Source organism: Chryseobacterium sp. Bi04 (assembly GCF_918698085.1).
Lineage (GTDB): Bacteria > Bacteroidota > Bacteroidia > Flavobacteriales > Weeksellaceae > Chryseobacterium.
Genome location: NZ_CAKKLP010000013.1, coordinates 120,396 through 145,091 on the forward strand (window position 1 = coordinate 120,396; position 24,696 = coordinate 145,091).

The window sequence follows — 24,696 nt, forward strand, 5'->3', positions numbered from 1 at the left end:
TTGAAAACTGGAATAAGAATAAACTTTTATACCTCAAAATCACTCAAAATTCATAACTCGTACCACATGAAAATTGCTGTTTTCCCGGGGTCATTTGATCCCATTACACTAGGACATTACGATATTATAGAAAGAGCGGCACCGCTATTTGATAAATTAATTATTGCCATTGGGCAGAATTCTCAGAAGAAATATATGTTCCCTCTTGAAAAAAGAATGGAATTTATTCAAAACTCTGTGGCAGAATTCCCCAATGTAGAAGTAGACTCATTTGAAGGATTAACAGTAGATTACTGTTTTGAAAAAAATGCACAATACATTCTAAGAGGCTTAAGAAATCCTGCTGATTTTGAATTTGAAAAAGCAATCGCTCATACCAACAGGACATTAGCTCACAAAAAACTGGAAACCGTATTTTTACTCACTTCATCCGGTAAATCTTTTATCAGCAGCAGCATTGTAAGAGAAATCATCACCCACGGAGGAGAATACGAACTGATGGTTCCGGATTCCGTGAGAGTGAAGATATAAAACATAGGTAATTGGCAATGAGTAATAAGTAATTTTGATAGTAGGGGTTTTAATCAGATCTTTAGGGAACGAGCCAAAAACTGTCCTATTGCTATCATTAGAACACTTTCTCCACTACCCTGTTCTGATGGCCTTTCCATAATAAGGAAACAGACAACAATTAACTACTTCTGTAGCAGCAAATTACAGAACTGTTTCAAGAGCAAGATCTGAAAAAGAAAAATTTGCTAAAATATGTATTGTTGTTGAAGAAATTGATGAAAATCAGCTTTGGCTTGAGATCATTGAAGAATTAGAATATGTAAATCCTGAAAAAATTCTATATTTAAAAACAGAATGTGAAGAATTAGTAAAAGTCATGACCAGATATAAGTTCAAACTATCACAAATTTAAATGGCATAATTTTTATTACTCATTGCTCATCACTTATAATATATGCACGAACAGTTCAATTTCGCCATAGAAGTACTTGGAACCATTGCCTTTTCCATGTCAGGAAGTTTTGCAGCGATGCAAAAACGGCTTGATCCGTTTGGGGTACTTATTATTGCCTTTGTTACTTCTGTAGGTGGAGGAACGGTGAGGGATCTCCTGCTGGACATCCCTGTGTTCTGGATGCATGATCTTCTCATGTGTGTATTGATCCTGATTACCAGTATATTTTCAATGGTCTTCAAATCTCTTGAAAAGAATTTTAAAGTAACCCTGTTTATCTTCGACAGCTTCGGATTGGGACTATTTACCATTATCGGAATTCAAAAAGGGCTGAATGTAGGTATTCATCCTTTGATCTGTATTGGACTGGGAACCATTACCGGCTGCTTTGGAGGTATTATCCGGGATATTTTACTGAACAGGATTCCTTTGATTTTCAGAAAAGAAATCTATGCTACCGCCTGTATTGTAGGTGGGGCAGCATTTTTACTGATGACAAAATACACTCCGCTATCCTATACTTTTATACAGATCTTTACTATTTTACTGATCGTTGCCATCAGAACTTTTGCCGTAAAATATCACTGGCAGATGCCTAAGTTTTATGGCTATGACCATAATTCGGAAATGTAAATTCATGAAAAGCATATTTTTCATCATTTTATCCCTTTCCTTATTCTCTTGTCAGCATAAGAGTGAATTTGATTTGAATAGAGATCTTTATCAGTTCTCTGAAAAAATGGAAAATGGAGATACCATGAAAATCAAAACAGAGCTTTCAGCATGTACTTTTTTTGCATTTGAAGTATATATTTTTATCAAACAAAATGACAGTCTGTTTCTGGAAAAGTATTCTCAGATAGATACAGGGGGAAAAAGAACTCAAACGTTACCTAAAATCATTTACAAAATGAAAGCAAACGATCCGCTGTCTTTTGAAAATTATCTTAAATACCTTAATAAAGAAGATAAGCCGGATCACAAAAGTAATTTCCCATTGGTTTCTGTTCACTATAAAAATCAGAAACGTAACTTTTACGACGATGGTCTCCGTGATAAATTTATAAAACTGGATCGCTTACTCCTTGTCAAAGAAAATATGTATCCTGCAGATACTTTTTTCATACAGGAAGCTCTACCTCCACCTCCTGGTAAGTAAAAAAGAAAGTCCTGAAAAAATCAGGACCTTTATATGGTATAAGAGAAAATCAATTAGAATTTTCCTCTTTGTCTCATATTTGGATTATGCATATGCTTTTGCATAGTAGGCATTTTCAACTGATCTTTCATCATTTTGATTTGATCTGTCATCATTCCTGCACTGTCTAATCTTTTTGCTTCTTCCAACAATTTCTGGCCTTCCTGCCTTCTTCCTTTAGAGATAGCAGATGCCGCAAGATTTAAAGTAGCCATGGCTCTGTCATGCTTCATATTCAAACCATACTCCAATGCTTTTTTCATCAAAGGTTCTACTTTTGTAGGATGATCCTGAGCTTGCGTTAATCCTAATAAATAATGGAAATATCCATATTGGGATTTGTGAAGCTGTGCCTGATAGTTGGTAATCTTAGTCAGCCATTCTGCAGCTTTTTCCATATTCTGCTTTCTCAATTGCCAGAAAGCCAAAAGGATATATTCATTTTTAAAGAAAAGTAAGATCGGAAATGCTGCAAGAAGAAAAACAACAATACCCCAGCCTAGGTTTCTTGTAAAAAACATCATATAAACTCCTGTAAGGATAAGAAGAGCTGCTATTACAATTTTTATGTATTTATTCATTATTAAATTTTAGAAGTGCAAAGATAATAAATTTAAGGTTTAGAGTTTAAGGTTTAGAGTCCAAAAAGCCAATTATGAATTGTCAAGACGCTTAGTCTGTCTATTTTTATAGAAGTCAAAGACATTCACTATTCATTTGCGAAGCAAAAACTGACTGCTAATGTTTAGTCTTCCTCTTTGGTCTTTATTTTCTCAAATGTCTGAAAGCAGAAATCATAGGCGTTTTTTTCATCTTTCTCATGACAGATTTCACTGGTCTTTTTCCAGATCTTCCCATCAATTTTCGGAAAAAATGTATCAGCCTTCAGATCAGCTTTCACTAAGGTTACTTCAAGTTTATCTACAGCATCCATCGTCTGCTCATACATATTACCTCCCCCAATAATAAAAACTTCCTCATCTATTTTTTTAGCAAATTTCACCGCTTCCTTAATACTGCCCACAATAAGAATGCCTTCTTCAAACCAATCTTTCTTTCTTGAAACAACAATATTGGTACGGTTAGGAAGAGGCTTCCCAATACTTTCATATGTTTTTCTTCCCATAATAATCGGATGCCCCGAGGTAAGATCTTTAAAATGTTTTAAATCTGTAGGAAGATGCCAAAGTAACTGGTTTTCAAAACCAATTTCATTTTTCTCTCCCATTGCCACCACTATTGTTGTCATTCAAATAATTTTCTGCAAAATTAGCACATAATTTGTATATTTGATTAGCACAAAAAATTAAAAAAAAAATAAACTATGAAAAATAAAGGATGTCTGGGCGCCGGAACTATTGGTATTGCCCTCCTTGTTATTGTTGCAATCCTATTCTTTTGGGGAAAAAGCGGATATAATAACTTCGTAACCAAAGAACAGACGGTGAACACAAAATGGTCTAATATAGAGACCGTATATCAGAAAAGAGCCAATCTTATCCCTAACCTGGAAAGAACGGTTAAGTCTTATTCAAAATTTGAACAGGAAACGTTAACACAAGTGGTTGAAGCACGTTCCAAAGCAACTTCCATCAATGTTGACCCTACAAATATGACAGATGCTGACATTGCTAAATTCCAGGCTGCACAAGGAGAATTATCTGGAGCTTTAAGCCGATTGATGGCTGTTGTGGAGTCTTATCCAAATTTAAAAGCAGACCAGCAGTATATCAACTTCCAAAGAGAATATACCGCTATTGAAAACAGTATCAGAACAGAAACTGTATATTACAACGAGGCTGCGCAGGATTACAACACCTCCATCAAAACTTTCCCCAATAATATTTTGGCGAATTTTACCAACTTTAAAGAAAAACCTTATTTCAAAGCTGAAGCAGGAGCTCAAAAAGCACCTGAGGTATTCAAATAATGAGTAATTTCCTTACAAATCAACAAATCGCTTCCCTTGTGGAAGCGATTCAGTCAGCAGAAGATCATTCTACAGGCGAAATAAGAGTGCATATAGACTCCAATACGGAAGAACGGAATGCAAAAACTGCATTTGAGGTATTCAAAGAGCTTTGTATGGATAAAACAGCTGACAGAAACGCCGTGCTTTTTCATATCAATTTCGAACAAAAATATCTGACCATTATCGGAGATATCGGGATACATGAAAAGGTACAGCAGTCTTACTGGGATCATTTGCATGACTATGTAACCTCTGAATTTGCCAAAGGAAATTATCACCAGGCGCTAAAAAGTGCCATCCTGGAAACAGGCCTTGAACTCAAAAAATATTTTCCTGTGGAAGGAGAAAACCCAAACCAACTCCCGAATGAAATTACGTTCTCTTAAAATAGTATTTTCATTTTTATTGATCTGCTTTTACAGTTTTGTATCAGCACAATATACTGTTCCTGAAAAGCCGGCAGTGCTATATCCGGTTTTTGATGAAGCCGGACTGCTCTCCCAGCAGGAGAAGGATGAGCTTAATAATAAGCTGATCAAATTTGCGGATTCTACCTCAACGGAAATTGAAGTCATAATCATCAAGTCTACCAAAGGAGAAGATGTGAACTTTTTGGCCACCATGTTTGGTCAGAAATGGAAAATCGGAAAAAAAGGAGTAGATAATGGAGTGGTTTTCCTGGTGGCTACAGAAGACAGAACAATGTCTATCCAGCAGGGAAGAGCAGTAGAGCAATATCTCACAGCTTCAGTAGCAGGACAGATTCTGGATTATATTGTGACACCCAATTTCCGGAAAGGACTTTGGTATGAAGGTATCAACCGTGGTACCTCAGCCATTATGGAAGCTGTTCAGGGGAAATTTAAACCTGAAGAAACAACAGCCCCTTCCGGTAATGGAAGTGCATTTAAAATCCTCCTCATTGCTTTTGTCATTTTCATCATTATTGCCATTCTCTTTGGTAACAGAGGTGGTGGCCCCGGCAGAGGCAACAACGATGACGATGATGACGTTATCATCACAAGAAGAGGACGCAGAAACTATCCTGGTGGATTCTTCCCATTCCCTGGAAGTTTTGGTGGCGGAGGCTTCGGTGGTGGAAGTTCCGGCGGAGGTGGCGGTGGATTTGGAGGCTTCGGCGGTGGCGGAAGCTTTGGAGGCGGTGGTGCATCCGGTGGATGGTAATTTTAATCCAGAAACAATAGATAGAAACAGATCAGGTCATAAAGGCCTGATTTTTTTGTTTAAAAACTCAAAATATTATTGTTTTATTGATTTTTATAAGCACTAAACCACATTTTACATATTAAAAAATTAATAAATCCAACTAAAACCTACCTTTTATCCAATATTTTTTCACTATATTTACTGAAAACAGGATTATGAAGAAGACGCTGGTAATATTTGCTCATCCCTATCTGGAGCACTCTAATTCGAATGTAGAGCTGATCAATTTCTACGTTCGCCACCAGCATTATACCTTAAGAGATCTTTATGAAGAATATCCTGATTTTCATATCGCAGCCTTCAGAGAAAGGAAACGTCTTGCCAATTATGACAGGTTTGTCTTTCAGTTCCCACTGATATGGTTTGGAATGCCTCCTTTATTAAGATTATGGATTGATGAAGTCTTCGATCGAGACTGGCTTCAGCCGGGAAAAAACAATCCTTTAGAAAATAAAGAAGTTTACATTCTGATCACTACCGGCGGAAAGGAAAGATCTTTCAGCAAAACAGGAACGTACGAATACACCATTGATGAGCTTATCAGCGGACTGATTGTTTCTTTAAAGGTCTTTAAAGCAGATATAAAGCATATTAAGATTGTTTACGAAGCCAATAAGCTATCAAAAAAAGAAATCATTTTACATAAAAAAGAATTTACAGAACTTCTCAACCAATAGAATATGGAATCCAGCTTAGCAATGAACACATTACTTTTTCTGGGTGTAGCTATTATTATGGTTCCACTGGCCAGAAAATTCGGTCTGAGTTCTGTGATCGGTTATATTTTAGGGGGGATCATCATTGGCCCTTATGTCCTCAGGCTTACAGGAAATAATGTAAATGATATTATGCACGCCAGTGAGTTTGGGGTGATCATGCTCTTATTTCTGGTAGGACTTGAGCTGGAGCCGCGAAAATTTTGGGAGATGCGTAAGAAAATCATGGGCCTGGGTCTCACCCAAATGGCACTTACAATTTCCTTACTTGTTCTGATATTCATCAGTGTGGGATGGAGAGTAGATAAGGCCGTAGCCGTGGCCATGTGTTTTGCCCTGTCTTCTACAGCAATTGTACTACAGACTTTACAGGAAAAAAACAACTTTAAAACAACAGCAGGGGAAGCTTCATTCTCTACATTGTTATTTCAGGATATTTCTGTGATCCCTATTCTGGCTATACTTCCCATCATTGCCAACTACAAAGCGAAACATCATGATAATGAAATTCAGATTCTGATTCAAAAGCTTCCGGAGTGGCTTCAGGCGGGAACAGTGATTATAGGGGTTGCCTTGCTTATTTTATTAGGAAGATATGTATTTGTTCCTTTTTTACGCTATGTTTCAAAATCAGGAATGACAGAACTCTTAACTGCCTCTTCCTTATTTTTAGTGATTGGCGTTTCTGAGCTGATGATCGTTATCGGTCTGTCTCCGGCATTGGGAGCCTTTCTTGCCGGAGTAATGCTGGCCAACAGTGAATTCCGTCATGAGCTTGAAGCACAGATCAATCCTTTTAAAGGACTTTTACTGGCTGTATTTTTTGTGAGTGTAGGCTCCACCATCAATTTTAATATTATCCAGCAGGATCCTTTATTTATATTTAGTACCGTCTTTGCAGTGGTAACGGTAAAATTTATCGTTTTATATGCTATTGGAAAATTTTTCAGAATAGATACTCCACAAAGCCTTTTCTATGCGTTTGCACTTTCCCAGGTGGGAGAATTTGCCTTTGTCCTGATCAATTACGCTTCTGATCTTTATCTTTTAAGCCCTGAGCTGAATGCACAATTAATGGCTGTCACAGCAATTACCATGTGCATCACTCCTATTCTTCTTATTGTTAATGATAAGTTTATTACCCCCAGATTTATTAAAGAAATTCCTGAGGAAGAACATGATTTCAATATTCTGGACAGTGAGGTGGCCCAAAAGAAAATTATTATTGTAGGTTTTGGGCATTTTGGAAGTACGGTGGGGCGTCTTTTAAAAGCAAACAAAATGTCAGCAACAGTTCTGGACAGGGATTCAGACCGTGTAAAGCTGCTGAGAAGCTATGGTTTTAAAGTATATTATGGTGATGCTACCAGAATTCCTATTTTAAGGGCAGCCGGTATTGAAGATGCCGAAATTTTAATTTTATGCCTGGATGATCCTGATGACAATAAATTCATTGCCGAGCTTGTACGTGAGCATTATCCGGCAGTGAAAATTTTTGTGAGGGCAAAAAACAGAATTGATGCTTATAATTACCTCAATAACGGAATCAATCATATCTATCGTGAAACATTAGGTACCGCTGTTGATATGGCTGTAGACGTACTTCATGAAGCAGGTATGAGAAAATATGCTGCCAGACGTCTTGGCCAAAGGTTTATGGCCATTGATAAGGCTTCTATCAGAAAGCTTGCAAGGGCAAAGGATGATGACGATATTGCCTTATTTACAACAAAAGAAATCCTCCAGCGAGAGGAGGAATTATTGGCTTATGACAATCTTAATTTTGATAATAAAAACTGGGAAGGATCCTCATCTGCTGAGGAAGAAGATGAGGAAGAATCCCAGGATTAATCTAGTGAATATTTACGCTTCCGCCACTGCTTTCTTCTTTAGTAACATTGCTTAGTTCGCCTTTTTTAGCAATATCAACACTTCCACCTGATGAAGCACTTGCTTTAACACTTGTAACAGCACTAATCTCAACGCTTGCTCCACTGGAAGCTTCAGCTTCTACATTATCTGCAATCACATTTTTTGCTGATATACTGCTTCCTGAAGAAGAATTGATATCTGCATGCTTAGCTTTACCTGAAATATCGATACTTGATCCTGAAGAAGATTCTATATCAAGGTTTACAGCCCATATTTTTCCATTAAAATTACTGCTGCTGCCTGCTGTAATTTCAAAATCATTAGCCTCCAGATCCCCGGAGATACTGGCAGCACTTGATATCTCAATATCTGTTTTTTCCTGAGTAAATTTATCCTTCACCACTATTTTTGCAGCTGATCCTGCAATCAGTTTTGTAAAGTCTTTGGTATAAATTTTAGCTGTCACCTTATTGATATTCATCACTCTGATGCCGGGTTTATAATGAATATGAAGCTTTCCGCCTTCATTATCTACAAGAATCTCATTAATGATACTTTGAGGAGCTGAAATAACAACTTTCTCTGTTTCAGATTTTATCACCTCAGCATCAATCGCCTGAGAAACCTGAATTTCATCAAAATCACCATTAAATTCTTTCTGCTGTACCGGTCCGCTTTCTTTATTGATCACCTTATCTACCCAATCGCCTTTTTCTCTGTTCTTTTTCTCATGTCTTTCATTACATGAGGCCAATACCACTAAGGCGGAAAAAATAAAAAGAGTTCTTTTTTTCATGTTTATTTATTTTTATAGATTATTATTTCGATCGTATTATTTAACAACAACTAAATTATGAAAAATATTACATCTTCTTTAAAATCCTGTGATTAACCACTCTCCAAATTATTAATAAATGAGTTTATTTTACCAATTGTTTAATTACCTTTTATTTAGAAAAACTGTTTACACTTTTATTTAACCACAAATCGAAGATTATCTCCTTTCAGTCGATGAATGTTATTTTGACGTAGTCAAAAGTCACAAAGTTTTTTGAGCACTTAATAAGGCTGTGAAAATAAGCTCAATAAAGCTCACGTAAGTTTTTAAAAAAACAAAGATTTTTTGCTTACGTGTACTTTTATTTTCAATCGGTTTAATCTTAAAATAAACTAAAGTGTTTATAGCGATTCATTAAGCTTTTGTGACTCAATTTTTAATGAGTTAAACAGGCATAAGATAAAAGATGTAGCCCGCTCTGAAAATATCTATCCATTATTTTCAATAAATACATTTGGGACAAAATACCTTCTATGATGCAAGTTTTTAATATCTTTATGCTTTAATAACAACTATTTTATGAAGAATATTTCATCGGTATTATTAATTTCTGCTTTGGCGTTTAATCAATCTTGTACCACAATGAAACAAACTGATACTCAACAGGAACTTCCTGCACCGGATCCCTCCTTATCTTCAAATCCTTTCATGAAGAAAAGTAAACTTCAATATGAAGCTCCGGAATTTGATAAAATTAAGAATGAACATTTTAAGCCTGCTTTTGATTTTGGGTTAAAACAGCATGAAGCTGAAATTGTAAAAATTGCAAATAATCCTGCGGCAGCTACCTTCGAAAATACTATTGTAGCATTGGAAAAAAGTGGTGAAGTGCTGAGAAGGACACAAATTGTTTTTTCCAATCTTACCAGTGCGAATACCAATCCTACACTGCAGGCGCTAGATGAGGAATACGCTCCTATTTTTGCTGCACATTCCGACAAAATGTATCTGAATGAAAATCTTTATAAAAGAATAAAATCCATCAAAGAAGATGGTCTGGATTCTGAAAGTAAAAGACTTGTACAATATTATAAACAAAATTTTGAAATTGCAGGCGCTAACCTTTCTGCAGCGGATAAAGAGAAATTAAAACAACTCAATCAGGAACTGGCTTCTCTTTCTACCCAATATGCCAATAAATTGCTGGAAGCAAGAAAGCAAGGTGGTGTCTTCTTCTCTGATGCCAAAGAACTGGATGGCCTTTCGGCTGATGAAATTGCAGCAGCGGCGGCTGATGCCAAAACTGCAGGCCAGCCCGGGAAATACCTTTTGGCTTTACAAAATACCACACAGCAACCTCTTTTACAAAATTTAAAAAACAGAGCTACCCGAGAGAAACTGTTCAAAGCTTCATGGACTAGAGCAGAAAAGGGTGATACCAACGATACCAGAGAAACCATTGAAAAACTGGCTAAACTCAGACTTAAAAAAGCTCAGATTTTAGGTAAAAAGAATTATGCTGAATGGAAACTTCAGGATCAGATGGCAAAAACTCCGGAAGCTGCCACGAAACTGATGAATCAGGTGGCAACTCCTGCCGTGGAAACAGCCAGACAGGAAGCTAAAGATATTCAGGATCTTATCGATCAGCAAAAAGGAGGTTTCAAAGTAGAACCTTGGGACTGGACCTTCTATGCTGAACAGGTAAGAAAAGCAAAATTTGATCTTGACGAAAGTGAAATAAAGCCTTATTTTGAAATCACAACAGTTCTTGAAAAAGGTGTTTTCTTTGCCGCTGAAAAATTCTATGGACTGACATTTAAAAAGAGAACCGATCTTCCTGTTTATCATCCTGATGTAGTTACTTATGAAGTTTTTGATCATGATGGAAAATCTATTGCTATCTATTATCTGGATTTCTACACAAGAGATTCTAAAAATGGAGGAGCGTGGATGAGTAACTTTGTAGAACAGTCTTATCTGATGGGAACAAAACCAGTAATTGTAAACTGCTATAATTATCAGAAACCAGCTCCCGGAAAACCATCATTAATCAGCTATGACGATGTTTCCACAATTTTCCATGAATTTGGCCACTCTATCCACGGGATGTTTGCAAGTCAGAAATATCCTTCTCTTTCCGGAACCAATGTACCGAGAGATTTTGTAGAGTTTCCTTCACAAATTAACGAACACTGGGCATTAGATCCGGTTGTCTTAAAAAATTATGCCGTTCATTTCGAAACAAAACAACCTATTCCACAGGCTTTAGTAGAAAAGATTAAAAAGGCTTCTACTTTCAACCAAGGGTATATGACCACAGAATTGGTTTCTGCAGCAGCATTAGATATGGATTGGCATTCTGTAACCAATGACAGCCAGCTGATCCCTGCTCTGGATTTTGAAAAACAGTCCTTAACTAATCATGGATTTACGTTATCAACCGTTCCTCCAAGATATCATACTCCTTATTTCGCTCACATCTGGGGCGGTGGCTACTCAGCAGGATATTATGCTTATTTATGGTCTGAAACATTAGATAATGATGCATGGGAATGGATTAAAAATAATGGCGGATTAACCAGAGAAAATGGTGACCGATTCAGAAAATATATTCTTTCTGTAGGAAATTCTGTAGATCTTAACCAGGCATTCAGAGATTTCACAGGACATGATCCGGATATCAAACCTTTATTGAGAAACAGAGGGTTTATTAAATAAAACAATCAGACGTATTCTTTAAGAATGCGTCTTTTTTATGTTTTGGTTAGTAAAGCCAATAGATTTATTTATCATCTTTTTTAGCGGGCCTGTTTCCATTGATATTTATTATTTTTGCGGTTCAAATTTAAAACCAGATATATGGATTGTCCCTGCTGCTCAGGAAAAACTTACGAAGAATGCTGTAAACCATATCATACCGGAGAAAAGCATGCTCCCACTGCAGAAGCTTTGATGCGTTCCCGATTTTCGGCATTTGCTATTCCAAATGGTGACTATTTAATGGAAACCACTCTTCCGGGAAAAAGGAAATACCACAATACCCGCGATCTTCAGGAGTGGGGAGAAATCAACCAATGGACCCAACTGGAAATTATTCGTACACCCGCTTTAAATCAGGTAGAATTTAAAGCGCACTATACCGATGAAGACGGACATCCACAAATTCACCATGAATTTTCTATGTTCCAGAAAATGCATGAACGCTGGTATTATGTTTCAGGTGAGTTTCTAAATTAATACTATGAAAAAGAATATTATATACACTATGCTATTTCTGCTTTGTGGTTTTAGCTTTTTCAATGCCCAGACTGCTGATGACAAAAAGCAGATTACTTTAGCTGTTACTGATATTTTAAAAGGTTTTCAGACTAAAAATGGAGATCTCATGAATCAATATATCAATCCTACTTATGGAGTTGGGGTTCTTTTTAAAAGCAGCGGTGATCTGGGATTTGTTTTAAATGAAGATGTTAATTTCAGTATGCCGTTAGGGTATATTCAAAAGGTATGGAGTATTAAAAATAAATTTCCGATTCAGTTTGAAGCCGCCCCTGCCTACGATTCAGGAAATAAAAAGTGGAAAAAAGAAGGATTATATGTTCAGTTCAACTCTAACGGAGTCAACGACTATGCAGACAAATTTCTGGAACAGTATCCTGTAAAAGATCAGGACGTTTTTAAGATCAATTCTGATCCCAGGAATGTAGTTTGGGTGACACTAGCTGAAAATACTAAGGAAAAGACTCCTATCAATGGATTGAGATTTTTCATGACAAAAATAGATACGAAATGGTTCCTTACGCTCATTGACGTTACAGAATATGATGCAGAGTAGATGAGATAATTGGTAGAATAATACGAAAACTACCCCTTCAAATCTGAGATTCAGTGGAAGGGAATGTACCAAGCATTTTATTTATTTTTAACTTTATAATAAAAATAAACCACAGTTGAGTTCTGTGGTTTATTTTTTGTCTTGATACCAATGTATAGGATTTCTATTTTCTTGCTCAGAGTGTCTTTCTCAACAATTTTAAGGGGAAAAATGACCCCGGAATTATATGTAAGACATTTTATACTGATCTGATTTATCTTCGGGAGAAAATATAATCGTTGACAACAGATACTGCAAAAAAATGTCCGAAAAAACCGGACATTTATATTATTTTTTAGTGGGCTTCAGTTCCGTCAATTCCATGAGCATGGCCATGTGACAATTCTTCTTCTGTTGCCGGACGTGTATTTAAGATTTCCACCTGGAAATCCAAAACTTTACCTGCCATTGGATGGTTAAGGTCTGCCACTACAACTTCCGGTGTTACTTCTACCACAAATGCCTGGAAATTATTCCCCTGATTATCAGATAGAGGTAAAATAGCCCCTACAGGAGGAGTCCCCGATTCTTGAAACATCTCAATAGGTAATTGAGCAATAGCATCCGGTTGTTTTTCACCATAAGCATCTTCAGGCTGGATTGTAAAACCAGCTTTATCACCAGCTTTCAAACCAAGGATATTTTCTTCAAATTTTGGAATCATCATTCCTACACCGTACAAAAATGTAAGTGGATTTTCTGGTGCTGTTTCTTCTACAAGAATCTTACTTCCATCCTCTTCGATTGTGTGAAGTATGTAACTTACAGCTACAACATGGTTGTTTTCAATTGTCATATTTTTCCTTTTTTTCGTGCTTTTTTTCACGATTAATAATGCACAAATATACTATTTTTGAAATGATTGTTTAAAGAGACAAGCTAAAGGATAATCTTAAGCAATATACTGACTTCTACTTTCCACTCTTCGTTTCGTCTCTTTTCTTCTGTCTCAGCATAAAGAGATACAAACTTTCAACCTTCGTTCTTGCCCAGGGTGTCTTCCGTAAAAATTTCAATGAAGAACTGATGCTCGGGTTATCTGTAAAGCATTTTATGTTGATCTGCTCGCCTAATTCCCCAAAACCCTGATAATATTCTACGAGTTCTTCAAGAATAGCATCAAGTCTTTTTCCGTGTAAAGGATCTTTTGATTTTTCTTCCATAACGCAGTAAAATTAAAATATTTTATCAGACTTACCGACTAAAATTGTTTAAACTCTTAATCTTTAGTATTTTTGATGAAGCTATTTCTTACCAATAAAAATTATTCGTTACAAAAAAAATATGAGCAAAAATAACGAAGCAAACAGAAAAAAAAATAAAAAGAAAATTGATCAGAAAAAACGTAAAATACAAAGTGCAGAGGCAGAAAGGAAAGCACGTCTAAAACAAATTCGAGAAGACTTCCAGGCAAAAGAAGCCGATGATAAACTGTAAAAATCTTCATGACTAAGCCTAATCGGTTTAAATTTTGTCCTGTATTTTAATATCCAGATTTTAGTTCAATATATCTGATTATACAATTACATTCCATATTTCCTTTAAACAATGATAAACTTTTTATGAAAATTCTGCATACCGCCGACTGGCATTTAGGTAAACGGCTGGACCGCTTTTCCCGTCTGGAAGAGCAAATTCTGGTCATGGAAGAGATGATTGGCATTGCTGATGAAGAAGGTATTGACCTTGTGATTGTTGCCGGCGATCTTTTTGACAATTTTAATCCGGGAGTAGAAGCTTCTGAGCTATTTTATAAAACCCTGAAACGTTTATCTCTAAACGGTAAACGCCCTGTGATTGCTATTTCCGGAAATCATGACTCTCCCAGCCTCATCAATGCTCCCGATCCTTTAGCCAGAGAATGCGGAATTATTTTAATAGGTCATCCCAAAGCAGAAATTACTCCTTTTGGGACCGAACATTTTAATATTCTGAATTCAAAAGAAGGTTTTATTGAACTGGCTATTAAAAATATAAATTTTCCTGTAAGAATTCTGCATACGCCTTATGCCAATGAGATCCGTTTAAAAGAATATTTTGGTGAAAATAAGGAAGAAGAAATCAATAAAATACTTTCCCAGATGTGGAAAAATCTTGCTGATGAATTTTGTGATGATCTGGGTGTCAATCTTCTGACCGCTCATTTGTATATGAACAAAAAAGGCTCTGAACTTCTGGAGGAACCTGAAGGGGAAAAGCCTATTAAAATTGGGAATGCTGATCTGATTTTTTCGGATTGTATTCCTGATCAGATTCAGTATACCGCTTTAGGCCATCTCCATGGTTTTCAAAATATAGGAACGGCAGAGAAACCTGTTGTCTACTCTTCTTCCCCTTTGTGCTATAGCTTTAGTGAGGCAGGACAAACAAAATATGTTTCTATTATTGAAGCATTTCCGGGAAAAAATATTTCTTTTGAAAAGAAGGCGTTGAAAAATGGAAGAACACTGGTAAGGAAAACTTTTACCTCTGTGGAAGATACCGTTCAGTGGCTGAATGAAAACCCGAATACCTTTATTGAACTGACTTTGGAAAGTGAAACCTTTTTAACGGCTGATGAAAGAAAGATGATCTACCAGTCTCATACCGGTATCGTCCATCTTATTCCCAAAATCAAAAACAGTGAAATAACCGGAGAACAGCAACATGAAATCAATTTAAATCAGGATATAGGAGTATTGTTCAAGGATTATTTTAAATCTAAAAATGGAGGACAGGAAGTCAATGAAGAGCTTATGGATTTGTTTAACGAAATTTTAAATATCTAAATTATGATTCCCATTCAACTAACGATTGAAGGTTTATACTCTTACCAGGAGCGTCAGAGCATTGACTTTAAAAACCTCACTGATGCGGGTCTGTTTGGTATTTTTGGTGCTGTAGGTTCCGGTAAATCATCGGTTCTTGAAGCTATTTCGTTTGCTTTATATGGTGAAACGGAACGTCTGAATATGCGTGATAAAAGGGCTTATAATATGATGAATTTAAAGTCAAACAGTTCTTATATAGAATTTGATTTCATCAATTATGAGAATAAGCTGTTTCGTGCAACTAGAGATTTCAGGCGTAATTCTAAAAAATTTGATGATGTAAAGCCTTACGCTGTCACTTTTTACGAGAATATTAATGATAAATGGATACCATTGGATCATTCCAATGCAGAAGCTATCATTGGGTTAAGCTATGCCAATTTTAAACGGACTATTATTATTCCGCAGGGACAGTTTAAAGAATTCCTTGAATTAGGGGCTGCCGACAGAACCAATATGATGAAGGAGATTTTCAATCTTCAAAAATTTGATCTTCAGAATAATGTGTCTACACTGAATGTAAAAAACAGGTCTGAGCTGGATCAGCTTGAAGGTCAGCTCAAAGGGTTTGAGGAAGTGAGTGAAGAAAATATCCAGCTGCAGAAAGGACTTTTAACAAAAGAACAGAAAAAGCTGGCTGAATCCAATGAAAAATTTGAGAAAATCTCCCATACCTATCAGCAGCTAAAAAACTTAAAAACCGATTTTGAAAGTTTAAAGCAACATAAGGAGAGTTTTACAAAACTGGCTGAACGGAAGCCTAAAATAGATGCACTGGAAACACAGACAGAGCTATACGATCTCATTTCCAGAACTTTTAATCCTTTAATTGCTGAAAAAAATAAGCTTTCAAAAGAAATTACAGATAAGCGGATTGAAAGGGAAAATCAAATTAAAATACTGAAAGAAACCGAGCAAAATTTTACTGCTGTAAAGGAACAGCTTTATATCCTTGAAGCTCAGTTCAAGGCTTTGGATCAATCCAGAATACAAGAAAATGATCTGGGTATCATTATACAGATTCTCAGATTTTATGATGAAATTAAAACACTTCGCGCCAGAACTAAGAACGGTTCTGAGAAGGTAGCAGAAGTAAGTATTAATAAAGGAATTGTTCAGAAAAAAATTGAGGAGCTGGCTAAAAGTATTGATGAGCTAAAAGAAAAGAAACTTGACACCTCCCTTCTTTCCAATGTTGGAAACTGGTTTATTCAACAGAAAAACCTCAATAAAACACTGTACGATCAGGCTGGAAAGATTGAGAAACAGCAAAAACAGATTGAAGCCATTTCAGGAGAACTCAAACCTTTTTCTTTTCGTGAAAATTTCAGAGAGGAATTCAAAAAAAAGAGGGAAGTTCTGGAATTAAATAAAAAAGTGCTTTCACAAAAACTGGATCATCTAAAGATTCAAAAAGAGCTTTCCCGGTTCGCCCATGAGCTTCACGACGGAGAATCTTGTCCGCTTTGTGGTTCTTTGGAGCATCCTCATATTGTGGAAATTCAAGATGTAAATTTTGAACTTCAGGAGATTCAGGATAAAATAAGTACCCTTGACCATGATATCCTGAATATTCAAAAACAGGAAACGGAAATTGAGAAGATTCTGGACAGGAAAAAGATCTTTGAAGAGCAACTTATTGCTGAGCAGAGAATTTTGGAACGGATTCAAAAAGATATTGAAGTTCATTTTCAACATTTTATATGGAAACAGTTCAGTCCGGATCATGAAGATGAATTTGAGAAAAAAAGGTCTGATTCCTTTGCTCTTGAAAAAAAGATGGAAGAAACAGAACAGCATATTACTGCAGAACGGGAAATACTTGAAAAGGAAAATAAACTTTTAGAAAAATATAAAACTGCCCTTGAAACTTTCAAGCTGGAAGAGGCTACAAAACAGGAACAGATTAATATCAGCCGTTCCAGCTTAAAAATTCTGGATTGGAATCATTATGAACAGAAAACACTTGCAGAAATAGAGGAAACTTACCAGAAACTGGTACTGTCTAATACTGAAACAGAACAGAATTATCAGAAAGCAGCTCAACAGGAAAAAATAATAGCTCCAAAACTGGCAGAGCAAAAAGCCATCCTGAGCCAGTCTGAAAAACAGATTTCAGCTCTTGAAAAAGAAATTTCGGAAAATACCGAGGCTATCACTAATGCCCTGGCTGCACAAAATATCACTGATTTTAAAGAAGTTGAGATCATTCTGCTTCAAAAACTTAACGTCCTGCAGACCAGGGCCGAAGTTCAACAGTTCAGAATTGACTTTGAAACCTTAAAGAAGATTATTGAAGGATTAGAATTAAAGCTTAAAGGCCTTCTGTTTAATGATGAACAGTTTTCTTCAGCTGAAAAACATTTCATTGAGGCTCAGAATGAATTAAAACAAATGAATGATTCTGTTGTAAAGATGATTTCTGAAATAGAGCGGCTGGAAAAAGAATACAGCAAAAAAGAAGAGCTGTTGAAAGCCCTGTCAAAGCTTCAAAAGCGTTCCGAAAATTTAAAGCTGATGATGAATCTGTTTAAAGGGGCCGGTTTTGTGCAGTATGTTTCTTCTATCTATTTAAGACAGCTTTGTGATCACGCCAATCTGCGTTTTCATAGGATGACCAGAAATCAGCTGAGCCTTCAGCTTAATGAGAATAATGATTTTGAGATCATTGATTACCTTAACGAAGGCAGAAGCAGAAGTGTAAAAACGCTTTCGGGCGGCCAGGCTTTTCAGGTTTCATTAAGTCTTGCACTGGCTTTGGCAGAAAGTGTTCAGGCCAATGCTCAGGCAGATAAAAATTTCTTTTTTATTGATGAAGGTTTTGGAACGCAGGATGCTGAATCGGTAAATATTGTTTTTGAGACCCTTACCAACCTGATGAAAGAGAACAGAATTGTGGGAATTATTTCTCATGTAGAAGAACTTAAAGAAAAAATTCCTACAGCACTCAATATTATTAAAGATGAGGAAAGAGGAAGCCTGATTGAAATTGTTTAACTTTATATTTTAAACCCCAAATCAAAGATTCGAAGTAGTCAAAAGGCACAAAAGTATTTTAAACACTTAAGTTATTTTCAAGTAACAAGCTTGGGCATAGAAAGTACACTTAAGATTATGAAAATCTTCGATTTTCAACTCACGTAAACCTTTTATGCAGTGCAATTGTAAATTTACTTTTGGAGTATAATGCTAGAGAGACAGAAGAAATATTTTGTGAGAGATAACCACTACTTGGTATATCGTAAAAAGAAAGATTCAGAAGTTTTGTGTAAATTAGGCTTGGAGAGAAAGCTTAATAATTGGCATATGCTCATCAAGATTATGCGCGATTTAAAGTTTTTAAGCCGAGTACCTTTTGTGGTTATATTTCTTTCGCAGATTGATTGAGCAGATTTTTATTATGTCTGGATTCCTGCGGAATGACAAGTGCTGTTATTCTAATTGAATAAGATAATACCTGCAAAAATTGTCATTCCGAAGGAATCCAGATACTTAAAATTAGCTTTACAAAACGTAAATAATAGCTATGCTCAGATTCCTGCAGAATGACAAATACGTTATTCTAAAGAATGAATATTTTTTAAACACTTTAGCTCACTTAAGTAAGTACAAAAATAACTGAATACAAGTAAGTTCACTTTAGAAGAAAATAAGATTTTCATAAAACTTATGTGTACTTCTCAGCAGTTTGATATTAGCTTAAAAAAATCTAAAGTGTCTAAAATCTTTTGTGACCTTTTGTGGTTTAATAACATCCGGCAATTACAGGTTTTGTACCAATGGTTTTACTTCTTCCCGAGTAATTCAATGGATTTCATCACCAAGTCATGAGCCGGGTCTCCGATATCCATATGCCCTATAAATCTTGTGATTCCAAAAATCTCTTTCATATAAGCAATTTTATCAGCTACTTCAGCCGGACTACCGATGAATAAAGCGCCTTCTTTGTTTCTTCCCCCCTCATACTGCATTTTAGTATAAGGAGCCCATCCTCTTGAGGCCCCTATGCTATCCATCTGAGATTTATAGGTATGGAAATATCCGTCTACTACATTTTGATCATCACTCACAAAAGTATGGGAATGAATCGCAATCTGCATTTTGGATACATCATGTCCTGCTTTCTGGTATTCTTGTTTGTAAAACTCAATCAGGTTTTTAAACTTGACAGGCATTCCTCCGATAATAGCTACCACCAGAGGCATTCCCAATTGGGCAGCACTTAATACGGATTGAGGAGTTCCTCCTACCGCTCTTCAAATAGAAAGTTTTCCATCATTTTTTGCCCTTGGATACACGGTCTGGTTTTGCATCGGTGCCCGAAGTTTTCCTGACCAGGTTACATTTTCCTCAGAATTAATCTTTAATAACAACTCCAGTTTCTCATCAAAAAGCTCCTCATAGTCATTCAATGAATACCCATATAGAGGGAATGATTCGATGAAGCTTCCGCGGCCTACGAATATTTCTGCTCTTCCGTCTGAAATAAGATCTAAGGTTGAAAAATCTTCGTACACCTTTACCGGCTCTGAAGAGCTTAAGACGGTAACTCCGCTTGCCAATTTTATATTTTTTGTAATACTTGCTGCTGCTGCCAATACCATTTCAGGAGAAGAAACAGCATAATCCGGACGGTGGTGTTCTCCCATGGCGAAGACATCGATTCCTACCTCATCCATCAATTTTACCTGTTCCAAAATCTCACGAATTTTTGTTCCGGCATCTCTATATTTTCCGGTGGACTGATCAAAAGCCAGATCACCGAACATTCCTATTCCTAATTCCATATTGTTGATTTTATATACACAAAATTACAGGAATAAAAAGTCAAAAACATTGATGTTTGTTAAGAACGTAAACTTGATTTCCAAACACAAATGACGCTAGTTTCTTGCACAAATATCACGACTTTATTTTTGAAGAATATCAATTTATATTTATACGGTGTTGGAAAACGCAAAGACGCAAATTGTTTTTAAAGGTTACATTTTTAAGACGCAAGGATTTTATCTGCGATAATAATTGCAGACCTCTCTATATTTGCCGTGGAATACATATCCTTGCTGAAAAGCCCCGGTTTCTTGCGCCTTAAAACAATATGATAGTAAGCATCCTTTGCTCCCTTATGTTTTCCAACAAAAAAATCCAGCCTAAAATAGACTGGATTTTACCATTATTTTTTCAGGTACTGATCAAAGTAATCTGTAATTTTCTGCATCAGGTGAACCCTGTCTTTTCCGATCACATTATGCGGATGTCCCGGATAAGTAAAGTAATCCAACTGAACCCCATTATCAACCGCAGATTTGATGAATTTTATAGAATGCTGCCATACCACTACATCATCCTGAGCTCCGTGAATCATCAATAATTTTCCTTTTAGGTTCTGTACTTTATCTAAAAGATTGGCCGCAGCATATCCCTGTGGATTTTCCTGTGGTGAATCCATATATCTTTCCCCATACATAATTTCGTACATGCTCCAGTCGATCACCGGTCCTCCGGCAACTCCTACTTTAAATACATCCGGTTTACGAAGCATAAAGCTTGTAGTCATAAACCCTCCAAAGCTCCAGCCATGGATTCCCATTTTTGCACCGTCTACATAAGGAAGAGATTTCAGGTAGTCTACACCTTTCATCTGGTCATTCATTTCTGTAGTTCCCAGATTTCTGAATACAGCCTGTTCAAACTTCATTCCACGGTTAGAAGATCCTCTTCCGTCCATGGTAAAGATGATATATCCGTTCTGAGCCATATATTCATACCATAAGTTTCCTGAAGCCGGGAAAGTATTTGTTACTAACTGTAAGTGTGGACCATTGTACAGATAAACAATGGTAGGATACTTTTTATTAGGATCAAAATTTGTTGGAAGGATGATCTTTCCATATAAAGGTGTTCCGTCATCAGCTTTCAATTCTACATTTTTAATTTCAGGTCTCTGATAATTTTTCAATGTATTTTCTGCTGTAAAAATATTCGTAGACTTTAAGTTGCTGGTATTAATAATATTTCCAATTCTTGGAGAATTGGCATTACTATAAACATCATACAGATAATTTCCGTCGCTGCTCAATACACCGGCATGCATTCCTTCCGCATCATCCAGTCGCTGCATTTTGAAGTTGGTCCAATTGATCTTATACAAATGTCTTTCTAAAGGAGTTTCTTTTGTTGACGTAAAATAAATCTCTTTCTTCTTTTCATTAAACCCTAAAATATCGGTTACCAGCCAGTCACCTTTTGTAATCTGCGCAACCAATCCTTTTTCCAAGCTGTAATGGAACAAGTGGTTATACCCTGTTCTCTGGCTTTGCCAGATAAAATCTGTATTGGAATTTGGGAAGAAAGTAAGTGGATGCTGAGGCTCCACATATTTACTGTCGGTCTCTTCAAATAAAGTTTTCACCAGTTCTCCGGTAACGGCATCATACTGATTCATTTTCATATGATTCTGGCCCCTGTTCAGCACTGCTACAAAAATGTATTTTGAATCCGGGCTCCAGGTAACAGCAGTTAAATACTGATCTTTTTCACCTTCAACTTTCAGAAAAGTTGTTGACTGGGTTTTAATATTAAAAACGCCTAAGGTTACCTGATGAGAAGTCTGACCTGCCATCGGGTATTTAATATTGTGGTTTACAGCAGGTGTCACAGACCAGTCGATGATCGGGTAATCTGCCACCATAGACTGATCCATTTTATAGAAAGCTACACTTTCGGAATTGGGAGCGGGAAAAATTCCGGTATCAATGCCAAATTCATTCCTGTGAACAGCCTGCCCACTGATTATATTTTCATTTGTTTCGTTAGTTACTGCAATAGTTTTTCCGTTTTTACTCACAAACAGGTTGTTCTTTGCTGTAAAAGCGAAAGTATGGCCATCACCAAACATTTTCATATTGGAAGCATCCTTATCTACAGGAACCTGATTTTTCACTTTCCAGTCATTTCCTGATTTTTCAATCCAGAACATTTTACCCTCTTTGTTAAAATAACCATTTGAAGTACCCGAAAACTTAATCTGAGGAACAGCGTTCAGTTTATCATTGGCAAACTGCCTGTTCAGCTGTGTTAAGGATACCAGGGTATCTTGTTTATTGGTTTTCAGATCTGTCACCAGATACCCTCCTTTCACGGACTGGATATAGGATTTCCCGTCTGCAGACCACGAAAATTGTGAAATATTTTTCACAGCAAGGTTGGTTCTCATCCCATTTACAGCCTCCGCCATGGTAAACTTCTGTGTCTGGGCGAATGCAGCATTTCCCAAAACCAGCATCAATAAAGAAAACTTATATAATTTCATTGCGTAAAATTGAATCCATCAAAAATAAGAAATAAAAATCATCCGTTAAGAAATGTTAAATTAAAACATTCATAAAATGGAGTTAATGGATTAAAAGAAATTATTTCTTACCTTAATATTAGGATTTGAGTATTGGAAATTGCCATGGCGCAAAATACATTGAGATTGTTTCATTTTGATCTTCTCAATGAGGATATTGTCAAAGATGAGGATAAGGTCTAGCCCCGATAGTAACGGTTACCCCACAGCATGCATTGGAGAATTTGGGGATTGGAAGCGTTGGAGTGTATTGGCGAGAGGAGTATGAGTGGATAGCGGGAAAAAGCTCCTAAAAAGCAAGATAATTATCAAAAAAAGATCACAATTTACACATCCTCTGCATTTCTTATCCTATATCAATGTTCCGTATATGCTCTCTATCCTACATTTGCATCATTAATAACAAACAAAAATAAAAATACAATGGCAACAAAATGGAACCTAGACCCAACGCATAGTGAGATTACTTTTAAAGTAAAACATATGATGATTTCTAATGTAAAAGGAAGTTTCAGAACTTTCACTGCAGAAATCGAAGCGGAGGATGATACTTTCGCCAATGCAAAAACTACCGCTACTATTCAGACGGATTCTGTTTTCACCAATAATACAGACAGAGATAATCACCTAAAGTCTGGTGAATTCTTCAATGCTGAGCAATATCCAACGATTACTTTTGACTCTCAGGCCCTGAATGATCAGGTAGTGGGAAATCTTACGATCAATGGGATTACGAAGCCTGTAACGTTAGATGTAGATTTCGGAGGAATCAATGTTGATCCGTGGGGAAATACAAAAGCGGGATTCTCTTTTGAAGGGAAAATAAGCAGAAAAGATTTCGGATTAAACTGGAATGCAGCTTTAGAAGCAGGAGGAGTAATGGTAAGTGATGATGTAAAAGTAGCTGGTGAATTACAGTTTGTAAAACAAGCATAGTTTTTTTCATATATTTTATAAAAGGTTCAGGGATTTTACTAAAAACCTTGAACCTTTTATTTTTTATTATTATTTAAATTATGAACCTCAACGATCTGCAAAACATAAGTGAAAACTTCCAAAGCACTCAGCGAATGCCTGTTCTATTTTTGGGACATGGCTCTCCTATGAATGCTATTGAAGAAAACCAATTTGTACAGGGCTTCCGAAAAGCGGCTACGGAAATTCCCAAGCCTAATGCTATTCTGTGTATTTCTGCACACTGGTATACGGAAGGAACGCTTGTCACCGCCATGGAAATGCCAAAAACCATTCATGATTTTTATGGTTTTCCGAAAGAATTATTTGATGTACAGTATCCTGCTCCCGGAAATCCGGAGCTTGCTGCGGAAACTGCAGAGCTGTTGTTACCCGTGGAGGCTGAAGAAGACCATAGCTGGGGGCTGGATCATGGGGCATGGTCTGTCATCAGACATATGTATCCTGAAGCTGATATTCCGGTCATTCAACTGAGTATTGATTATACCAAGCCTCCGCAATATCATTATGACCTGGCAAAAAGGCTTCATAAACTCCGTGAAAAAGGAATTCTGATCATTGGCAGCGGAAATATTGTTCATAACCTGCGTTTAATCGACTGGAAAAATATCAATACGGTGGGTGCCGGCTGGGACTGGGCAGTGGAAGCCAGGGAAAAAACCAACAATTGGCTTGTTGACAGTAATTTTCAGCCTATTATTGATTATCAGAAACAGGGAACATTTTTGCAATACGCTGTGCCTACCCCTGATCACTATCTTCCGCTTATCTATACTTTAGGGTTGAAAGACCGGTCTGAACAATTGTCTTTATTTAATGACGAACTTATTGGAGGTTCATTAAGCATGACAAGTGTGAGAATTGGATAATTTTCTACCTTGAGCTTAGGATAAGTGTTTTTTAGAATATTTTTAATGCTAAAGGACACCAAATACTGTTGAAAATTGAAAACA

At 36.5% G+C, this 24,696-nt stretch carries 22 protein-coding genes and 2 pseudogenes; 17 read left to right on the plus strand and 7 right to left on the minus strand.

Going from position 1 to position 24,696, the window contains the following annotated elements; all coding sequences use genetic code 11:
• Positions 1-66: 66 nt before the first annotated feature.
• From coaD to LQV47_RS18135, 4 genes and pseudogenes are all read left to right on the plus strand, one after another.
• Entirely contained in the window at positions 67-531 is a 465-nt protein-coding gene (gene coaD, locus LQV47_RS18120) for a pantetheine-phosphate adenylyltransferase (protein WP_230040006.1), read from the plus strand.
• Positions 532-754: 223 nt separating this feature from the next.
• Positions 755-925, plus strand: a pseudogene (locus tag LQV47_RS18125) (four helix bundle protein); the annotation flags it as partial.
• Between the two features lie 42 nt (positions 926-967).
• A complete protein-coding gene (locus LQV47_RS18130) occupies positions 968-1,600 on the plus strand; it encodes a trimeric intracellular cation channel family protein (RefSeq protein ID WP_230040008.1) in 633 nt (210 codons plus the stop codon).
• A 4-nt stretch (positions 1,601-1,604) separates the two neighbouring features.
• Complete coding sequence (locus LQV47_RS18135; protein WP_230040010.1) at positions 1,605-2,126, plus strand: hypothetical protein; 522 nt, start codon at positions 1,605-1,607, stop codon at positions 2,124-2,126.
• 53 nt (positions 2,127-2,179) lie between these two features.
• Here the strand turns inward: LQV47_RS18135 and LQV47_RS18140 are convergent, their stop codons facing one another.
• On the minus strand, positions 2,180-2,746 hold the full coding sequence (locus tag LQV47_RS18140) for a tetratricopeptide repeat protein (protein WP_230040012.1): 567 nt from the start codon (positions 2,744-2,746) through the stop codon (positions 2,180-2,182).
• Between the two features lie 164 nt (positions 2,747-2,910).
• Complete coding sequence (locus LQV47_RS18145) at positions 2,911-3,414, minus strand: dihydrofolate reductase (RefSeq protein ID WP_230040014.1); 504 nt, start codon at positions 3,412-3,414, stop codon at positions 2,911-2,913.
• A 75-nt stretch (positions 3,415-3,489) separates the two neighbouring features.
• On the opposite strand from LQV47_RS18145, the gene LQV47_RS18150 reads away from it, so the two are divergent.
• The 5 genes from LQV47_RS18150 (at position 3,490) to LQV47_RS18170 (ending at position 7,931) form a co-directional block, all read left to right on the plus strand.
• On the plus strand, positions 3,490-4,095 hold the full coding sequence (locus LQV47_RS18150; protein ID WP_047493113.1) for a LemA family protein: 606 nt from the start codon (positions 3,490-3,492) through the stop codon (positions 4,093-4,095).
• On the plus strand, positions 4,095-4,523 hold the full coding sequence (locus LQV47_RS18155; protein ID WP_202271782.1) for a TPM domain-containing protein: 429 nt from the start codon (positions 4,095-4,097) through the stop codon (positions 4,521-4,523). The genes LQV47_RS18150 and LQV47_RS18155 overlap by 1 nt, the downstream gene beginning before the upstream one ends.
• On the plus strand, positions 4,504-5,322 hold the full coding sequence (locus LQV47_RS18160; RefSeq protein ID WP_230040016.1) for a TPM domain-containing protein: 819 nt from the start codon (positions 4,504-4,506) through the stop codon (positions 5,320-5,322). Before LQV47_RS18155 ends, LQV47_RS18160 begins: the two co-directional genes overlap by 20 nt.
• A 197-nt stretch (positions 5,323-5,519) precedes the next feature.
• Positions 5,520-6,041, plus strand: coding sequence for an NAD(P)H-dependent oxidoreductase (locus LQV47_RS18165; protein ID WP_230040017.1), 522 nt, complete (start codon positions 5,520-5,522; stop codon positions 6,039-6,041).
• Between the two features lie 3 nt (positions 6,042-6,044).
• Positions 6,045-7,931 carry a monovalent cation:proton antiporter-2 (CPA2) family protein gene (locus LQV47_RS18170; protein ID WP_230040019.1) on the plus strand — a complete coding sequence of 629 codons (1,887 nt, stop codon included), beginning with the start codon at positions 6,045-6,047 and terminating at the stop codon, positions 7,929-7,931.
• Between the two features lies 1 nt (position 7,932).
• Here LQV47_RS18170 and LQV47_RS18175 read toward each other — a convergent pair whose 3' ends face one another.
• The gene (locus LQV47_RS18175; protein WP_230040021.1) at positions 7,933-8,748 is read right to left on the minus strand and encodes a head GIN domain-containing protein; all 816 of its coding nucleotides are present in this window, start codon (positions 8,746-8,748) and stop codon (positions 7,933-7,935) included.
• A 561-nt stretch (positions 8,749-9,309) separates the two neighbouring features.
• Between LQV47_RS18175 and LQV47_RS18180 the strand changes: the two genes are divergently transcribed.
• From LQV47_RS18180 to LQV47_RS18190, 3 genes are all read left to right on the plus strand, one after another.
• The gene (locus LQV47_RS18180; protein ID WP_230040022.1) at positions 9,310-11,451 is read left to right on the plus strand and encodes a M3 family metallopeptidase; all 2,142 of its coding nucleotides are present in this window, start codon (positions 9,310-9,312) and stop codon (positions 11,449-11,451) included.
• A gap of 141 nt (positions 11,452-11,592) precedes the next feature.
• Positions 11,593-11,970, plus strand: a complete 378-nt coding sequence (locus tag LQV47_RS18185; RefSeq protein WP_230040025.1) for a YchJ family protein — start codon at positions 11,593-11,595, stop codon at positions 11,968-11,970.
• A gap of 4 nt (positions 11,971-11,974) precedes the next feature.
• Positions 11,975-12,568: a hypothetical protein gene (locus LQV47_RS18190; protein ID WP_230040027.1), complete on the plus strand. Its 594-nt coding sequence runs from the start codon at positions 11,975-11,977 to the stop codon at positions 12,566-12,568.
• A gap of 334 nt (positions 12,569-12,902) precedes the next feature.
• Here the strand turns inward: LQV47_RS18190 and LQV47_RS18195 are convergent, their stop codons facing one another.
• Together LQV47_RS18195 and LQV47_RS18200 are read right to left on the minus strand one after the other, a co-directional pair.
• Positions 12,903-13,403, minus strand: a complete 501-nt coding sequence (locus tag LQV47_RS18195) for an FKBP-type peptidyl-prolyl cis-trans isomerase (RefSeq protein WP_230040028.1) — start codon at positions 13,401-13,403, stop codon at positions 12,903-12,905.
• A 115-nt stretch (positions 13,404-13,518) separates the two neighbouring features.
• Complete coding sequence (locus LQV47_RS18200) at positions 13,519-13,770, minus strand: VF530 family protein (protein ID WP_230040030.1); 252 nt, start codon at positions 13,768-13,770, stop codon at positions 13,519-13,521.
• Positions 13,771-13,891: 121 nt separating this feature from the next.
• Between LQV47_RS18200 and LQV47_RS18205 the strand changes: the two genes are divergently transcribed.
• From LQV47_RS18205 to LQV47_RS18215, 3 genes are all read left to right on the plus strand, one after another.
• Positions 13,892-14,044, plus strand: coding sequence for a hypothetical protein (locus LQV47_RS18205; RefSeq protein WP_230040032.1), 153 nt, complete (start codon positions 13,892-13,894; stop codon positions 14,042-14,044).
• Between the two features lie 125 nt (positions 14,045-14,169).
• Complete coding sequence (gene sbcD / locus LQV47_RS18210; protein ID WP_230040034.1) at positions 14,170-15,375, plus strand: exonuclease subunit SbcD; 1,206 nt, start codon at positions 14,170-14,172, stop codon at positions 15,373-15,375.
• A 3-nt stretch (positions 15,376-15,378) separates the two neighbouring features.
• A complete protein-coding gene (locus LQV47_RS18215) occupies positions 15,379-18,414 on the plus strand; it encodes an SMC family ATPase (RefSeq protein ID WP_230040036.1) in 3,036 nt (1,011 codons plus the stop codon).
• A 788-nt stretch (positions 18,415-19,202) separates the two neighbouring features.
• Here LQV47_RS18215 and LQV47_RS18220 read toward each other — a convergent pair.
• Both LQV47_RS18220 and LQV47_RS18225 read right to left on the minus strand, forming a co-directional pair.
• Positions 19,203-20,204 (minus strand): annotated as a pseudogene (locus LQV47_RS18220) (LLM class flavin-dependent oxidoreductase).
• A gap of 386 nt (positions 20,205-20,590) precedes the next feature.
• Positions 20,591-22,729 carry a DPP IV N-terminal domain-containing protein gene (locus LQV47_RS18225; protein ID WP_230040038.1) on the minus strand — a complete coding sequence of 713 codons (2,139 nt, stop codon included), beginning with the start codon at positions 22,727-22,729 and terminating at the stop codon, positions 20,591-20,593.
• Between the two features lie 462 nt (positions 22,730-23,191).
• On the opposite strand from LQV47_RS18225, the gene LQV47_RS18230 reads away from it, so the two are divergent.
• The gene (locus tag LQV47_RS18230; protein ID WP_103291681.1) at positions 23,192-23,704 is read left to right on the plus strand and encodes a YceI family protein; all 513 of its coding nucleotides are present in this window, start codon (positions 23,192-23,194) and stop codon (positions 23,702-23,704) included.
• An 80-nt stretch (positions 23,705-23,784) separates the two neighbouring features.
• Positions 23,785-24,612 carry a 4,5-DOPA dioxygenase extradiol gene (gene ygiD, locus LQV47_RS18235; protein ID WP_230040040.1) on the plus strand — a complete coding sequence of 276 codons (828 nt, stop codon included), beginning with the start codon at positions 23,785-23,787 and terminating at the stop codon, positions 24,610-24,612.
• Positions 24,613-24,696: the final 84 nt, after the last annotated feature.

What these genes read in the sequence shown, in the direction of transcription:
- coaD (WP_230040006.1), top strand. Translation starts at nt 67, where the DNA reads ATGAAAATTGCTGTTTTCCCGGGGTCATTTGATCCCATTACACTAGGA.
- LQV47_RS18130 (WP_230040008.1), top strand. Translation starts at nt 968, where the DNA reads ATGCACGAACAGTTCAATTTCGCCATAGAAGTACTTGGAACCATTGCC.
- LQV47_RS18135 (WP_230040010.1), top strand. Translation starts at nt 1,605, where the DNA reads ATGAAAAGCATATTTTTCATCATTTTATCCCTTTCCTTATTCTCTTGT.
- LQV47_RS18140 (WP_230040012.1), bottom strand. Translation starts at nt 2,746, where the DNA reads ATGAATAAATACATAAAAATTGTAATAGCAGCTCTTCTTATCCTTACA.
- LQV47_RS18145 (WP_230040014.1), bottom strand. Translation starts at nt 3,414, where the DNA reads ATGACAACAATAGTGGTGGCAATGGGAGAGAAAAATGAAATTGGTTTT.
- LQV47_RS18150 (WP_047493113.1), top strand. Translation starts at nt 3,490, where the DNA reads ATGAAAAATAAAGGATGTCTGGGCGCCGGAACTATTGGTATTGCCCTC.
- LQV47_RS18155 (WP_202271782.1), top strand. Translation starts at nt 4,095, where the DNA reads ATGAGTAATTTCCTTACAAATCAACAAATCGCTTCCCTTGTGGAAGCG.
- LQV47_RS18160 (WP_230040016.1), top strand. Translation starts at nt 4,504, where the DNA reads ATGAAATTACGTTCTCTTAAAATAGTATTTTCATTTTTATTGATCTGC.
- LQV47_RS18165 (WP_230040017.1), top strand. Translation starts at nt 5,520, where the DNA reads ATGAAGAAGACGCTGGTAATATTTGCTCATCCCTATCTGGAGCACTCT.
- LQV47_RS18170 (WP_230040019.1), top strand. Translation starts at nt 6,045, where the DNA reads ATGGAATCCAGCTTAGCAATGAACACATTACTTTTTCTGGGTGTAGCT.
- LQV47_RS18175 (WP_230040021.1), bottom strand. Translation starts at nt 8,748, where the DNA reads ATGAAAAAAAGAACTCTTTTTATTTTTTCCGCCTTAGTGGTATTGGCC.
- LQV47_RS18180 (WP_230040022.1), top strand. Translation starts at nt 9,310, where the DNA reads ATGAAGAATATTTCATCGGTATTATTAATTTCTGCTTTGGCGTTTAAT.
- LQV47_RS18185 (WP_230040025.1), top strand. Translation starts at nt 11,593, where the DNA reads ATGGATTGTCCCTGCTGCTCAGGAAAAACTTACGAAGAATGCTGTAAA.
- LQV47_RS18190 (WP_230040027.1), top strand. Translation starts at nt 11,975, where the DNA reads ATGAAAAAGAATATTATATACACTATGCTATTTCTGCTTTGTGGTTTT.
- LQV47_RS18195 (WP_230040028.1), bottom strand. Translation starts at nt 13,403, where the DNA reads ATGACAATTGAAAACAACCATGTTGTAGCTGTAAGTTACATACTTCAC.
- LQV47_RS18200 (WP_230040030.1), bottom strand. Translation starts at nt 13,770, where the DNA reads ATGGAAGAAAAATCAAAAGATCCTTTACACGGAAAAAGACTTGATGCT.
- LQV47_RS18205 (WP_230040032.1), top strand. Translation starts at nt 13,892, where the DNA reads ATGAGCAAAAATAACGAAGCAAACAGAAAAAAAAATAAAAAGAAAATT.
- sbcD (WP_230040034.1), top strand. Translation starts at nt 14,170, where the DNA reads ATGAAAATTCTGCATACCGCCGACTGGCATTTAGGTAAACGGCTGGAC.
- LQV47_RS18215 (WP_230040036.1), top strand. Translation starts at nt 15,379, where the DNA reads ATGATTCCCATTCAACTAACGATTGAAGGTTTATACTCTTACCAGGAG.
- LQV47_RS18225 (WP_230040038.1), bottom strand. Translation starts at nt 22,729, where the DNA reads ATGAAATTATATAAGTTTTCTTTATTGATGCTGGTTTTGGGAAATGCT.
- LQV47_RS18230 (WP_103291681.1), top strand. Translation starts at nt 23,192, where the DNA reads ATGGCAACAAAATGGAACCTAGACCCAACGCATAGTGAGATTACTTTT.
- ygiD (WP_230040040.1), top strand. Translation starts at nt 23,785, where the DNA reads ATGAACCTCAACGATCTGCAAAACATAAGTGAAAACTTCCAAAGCACT.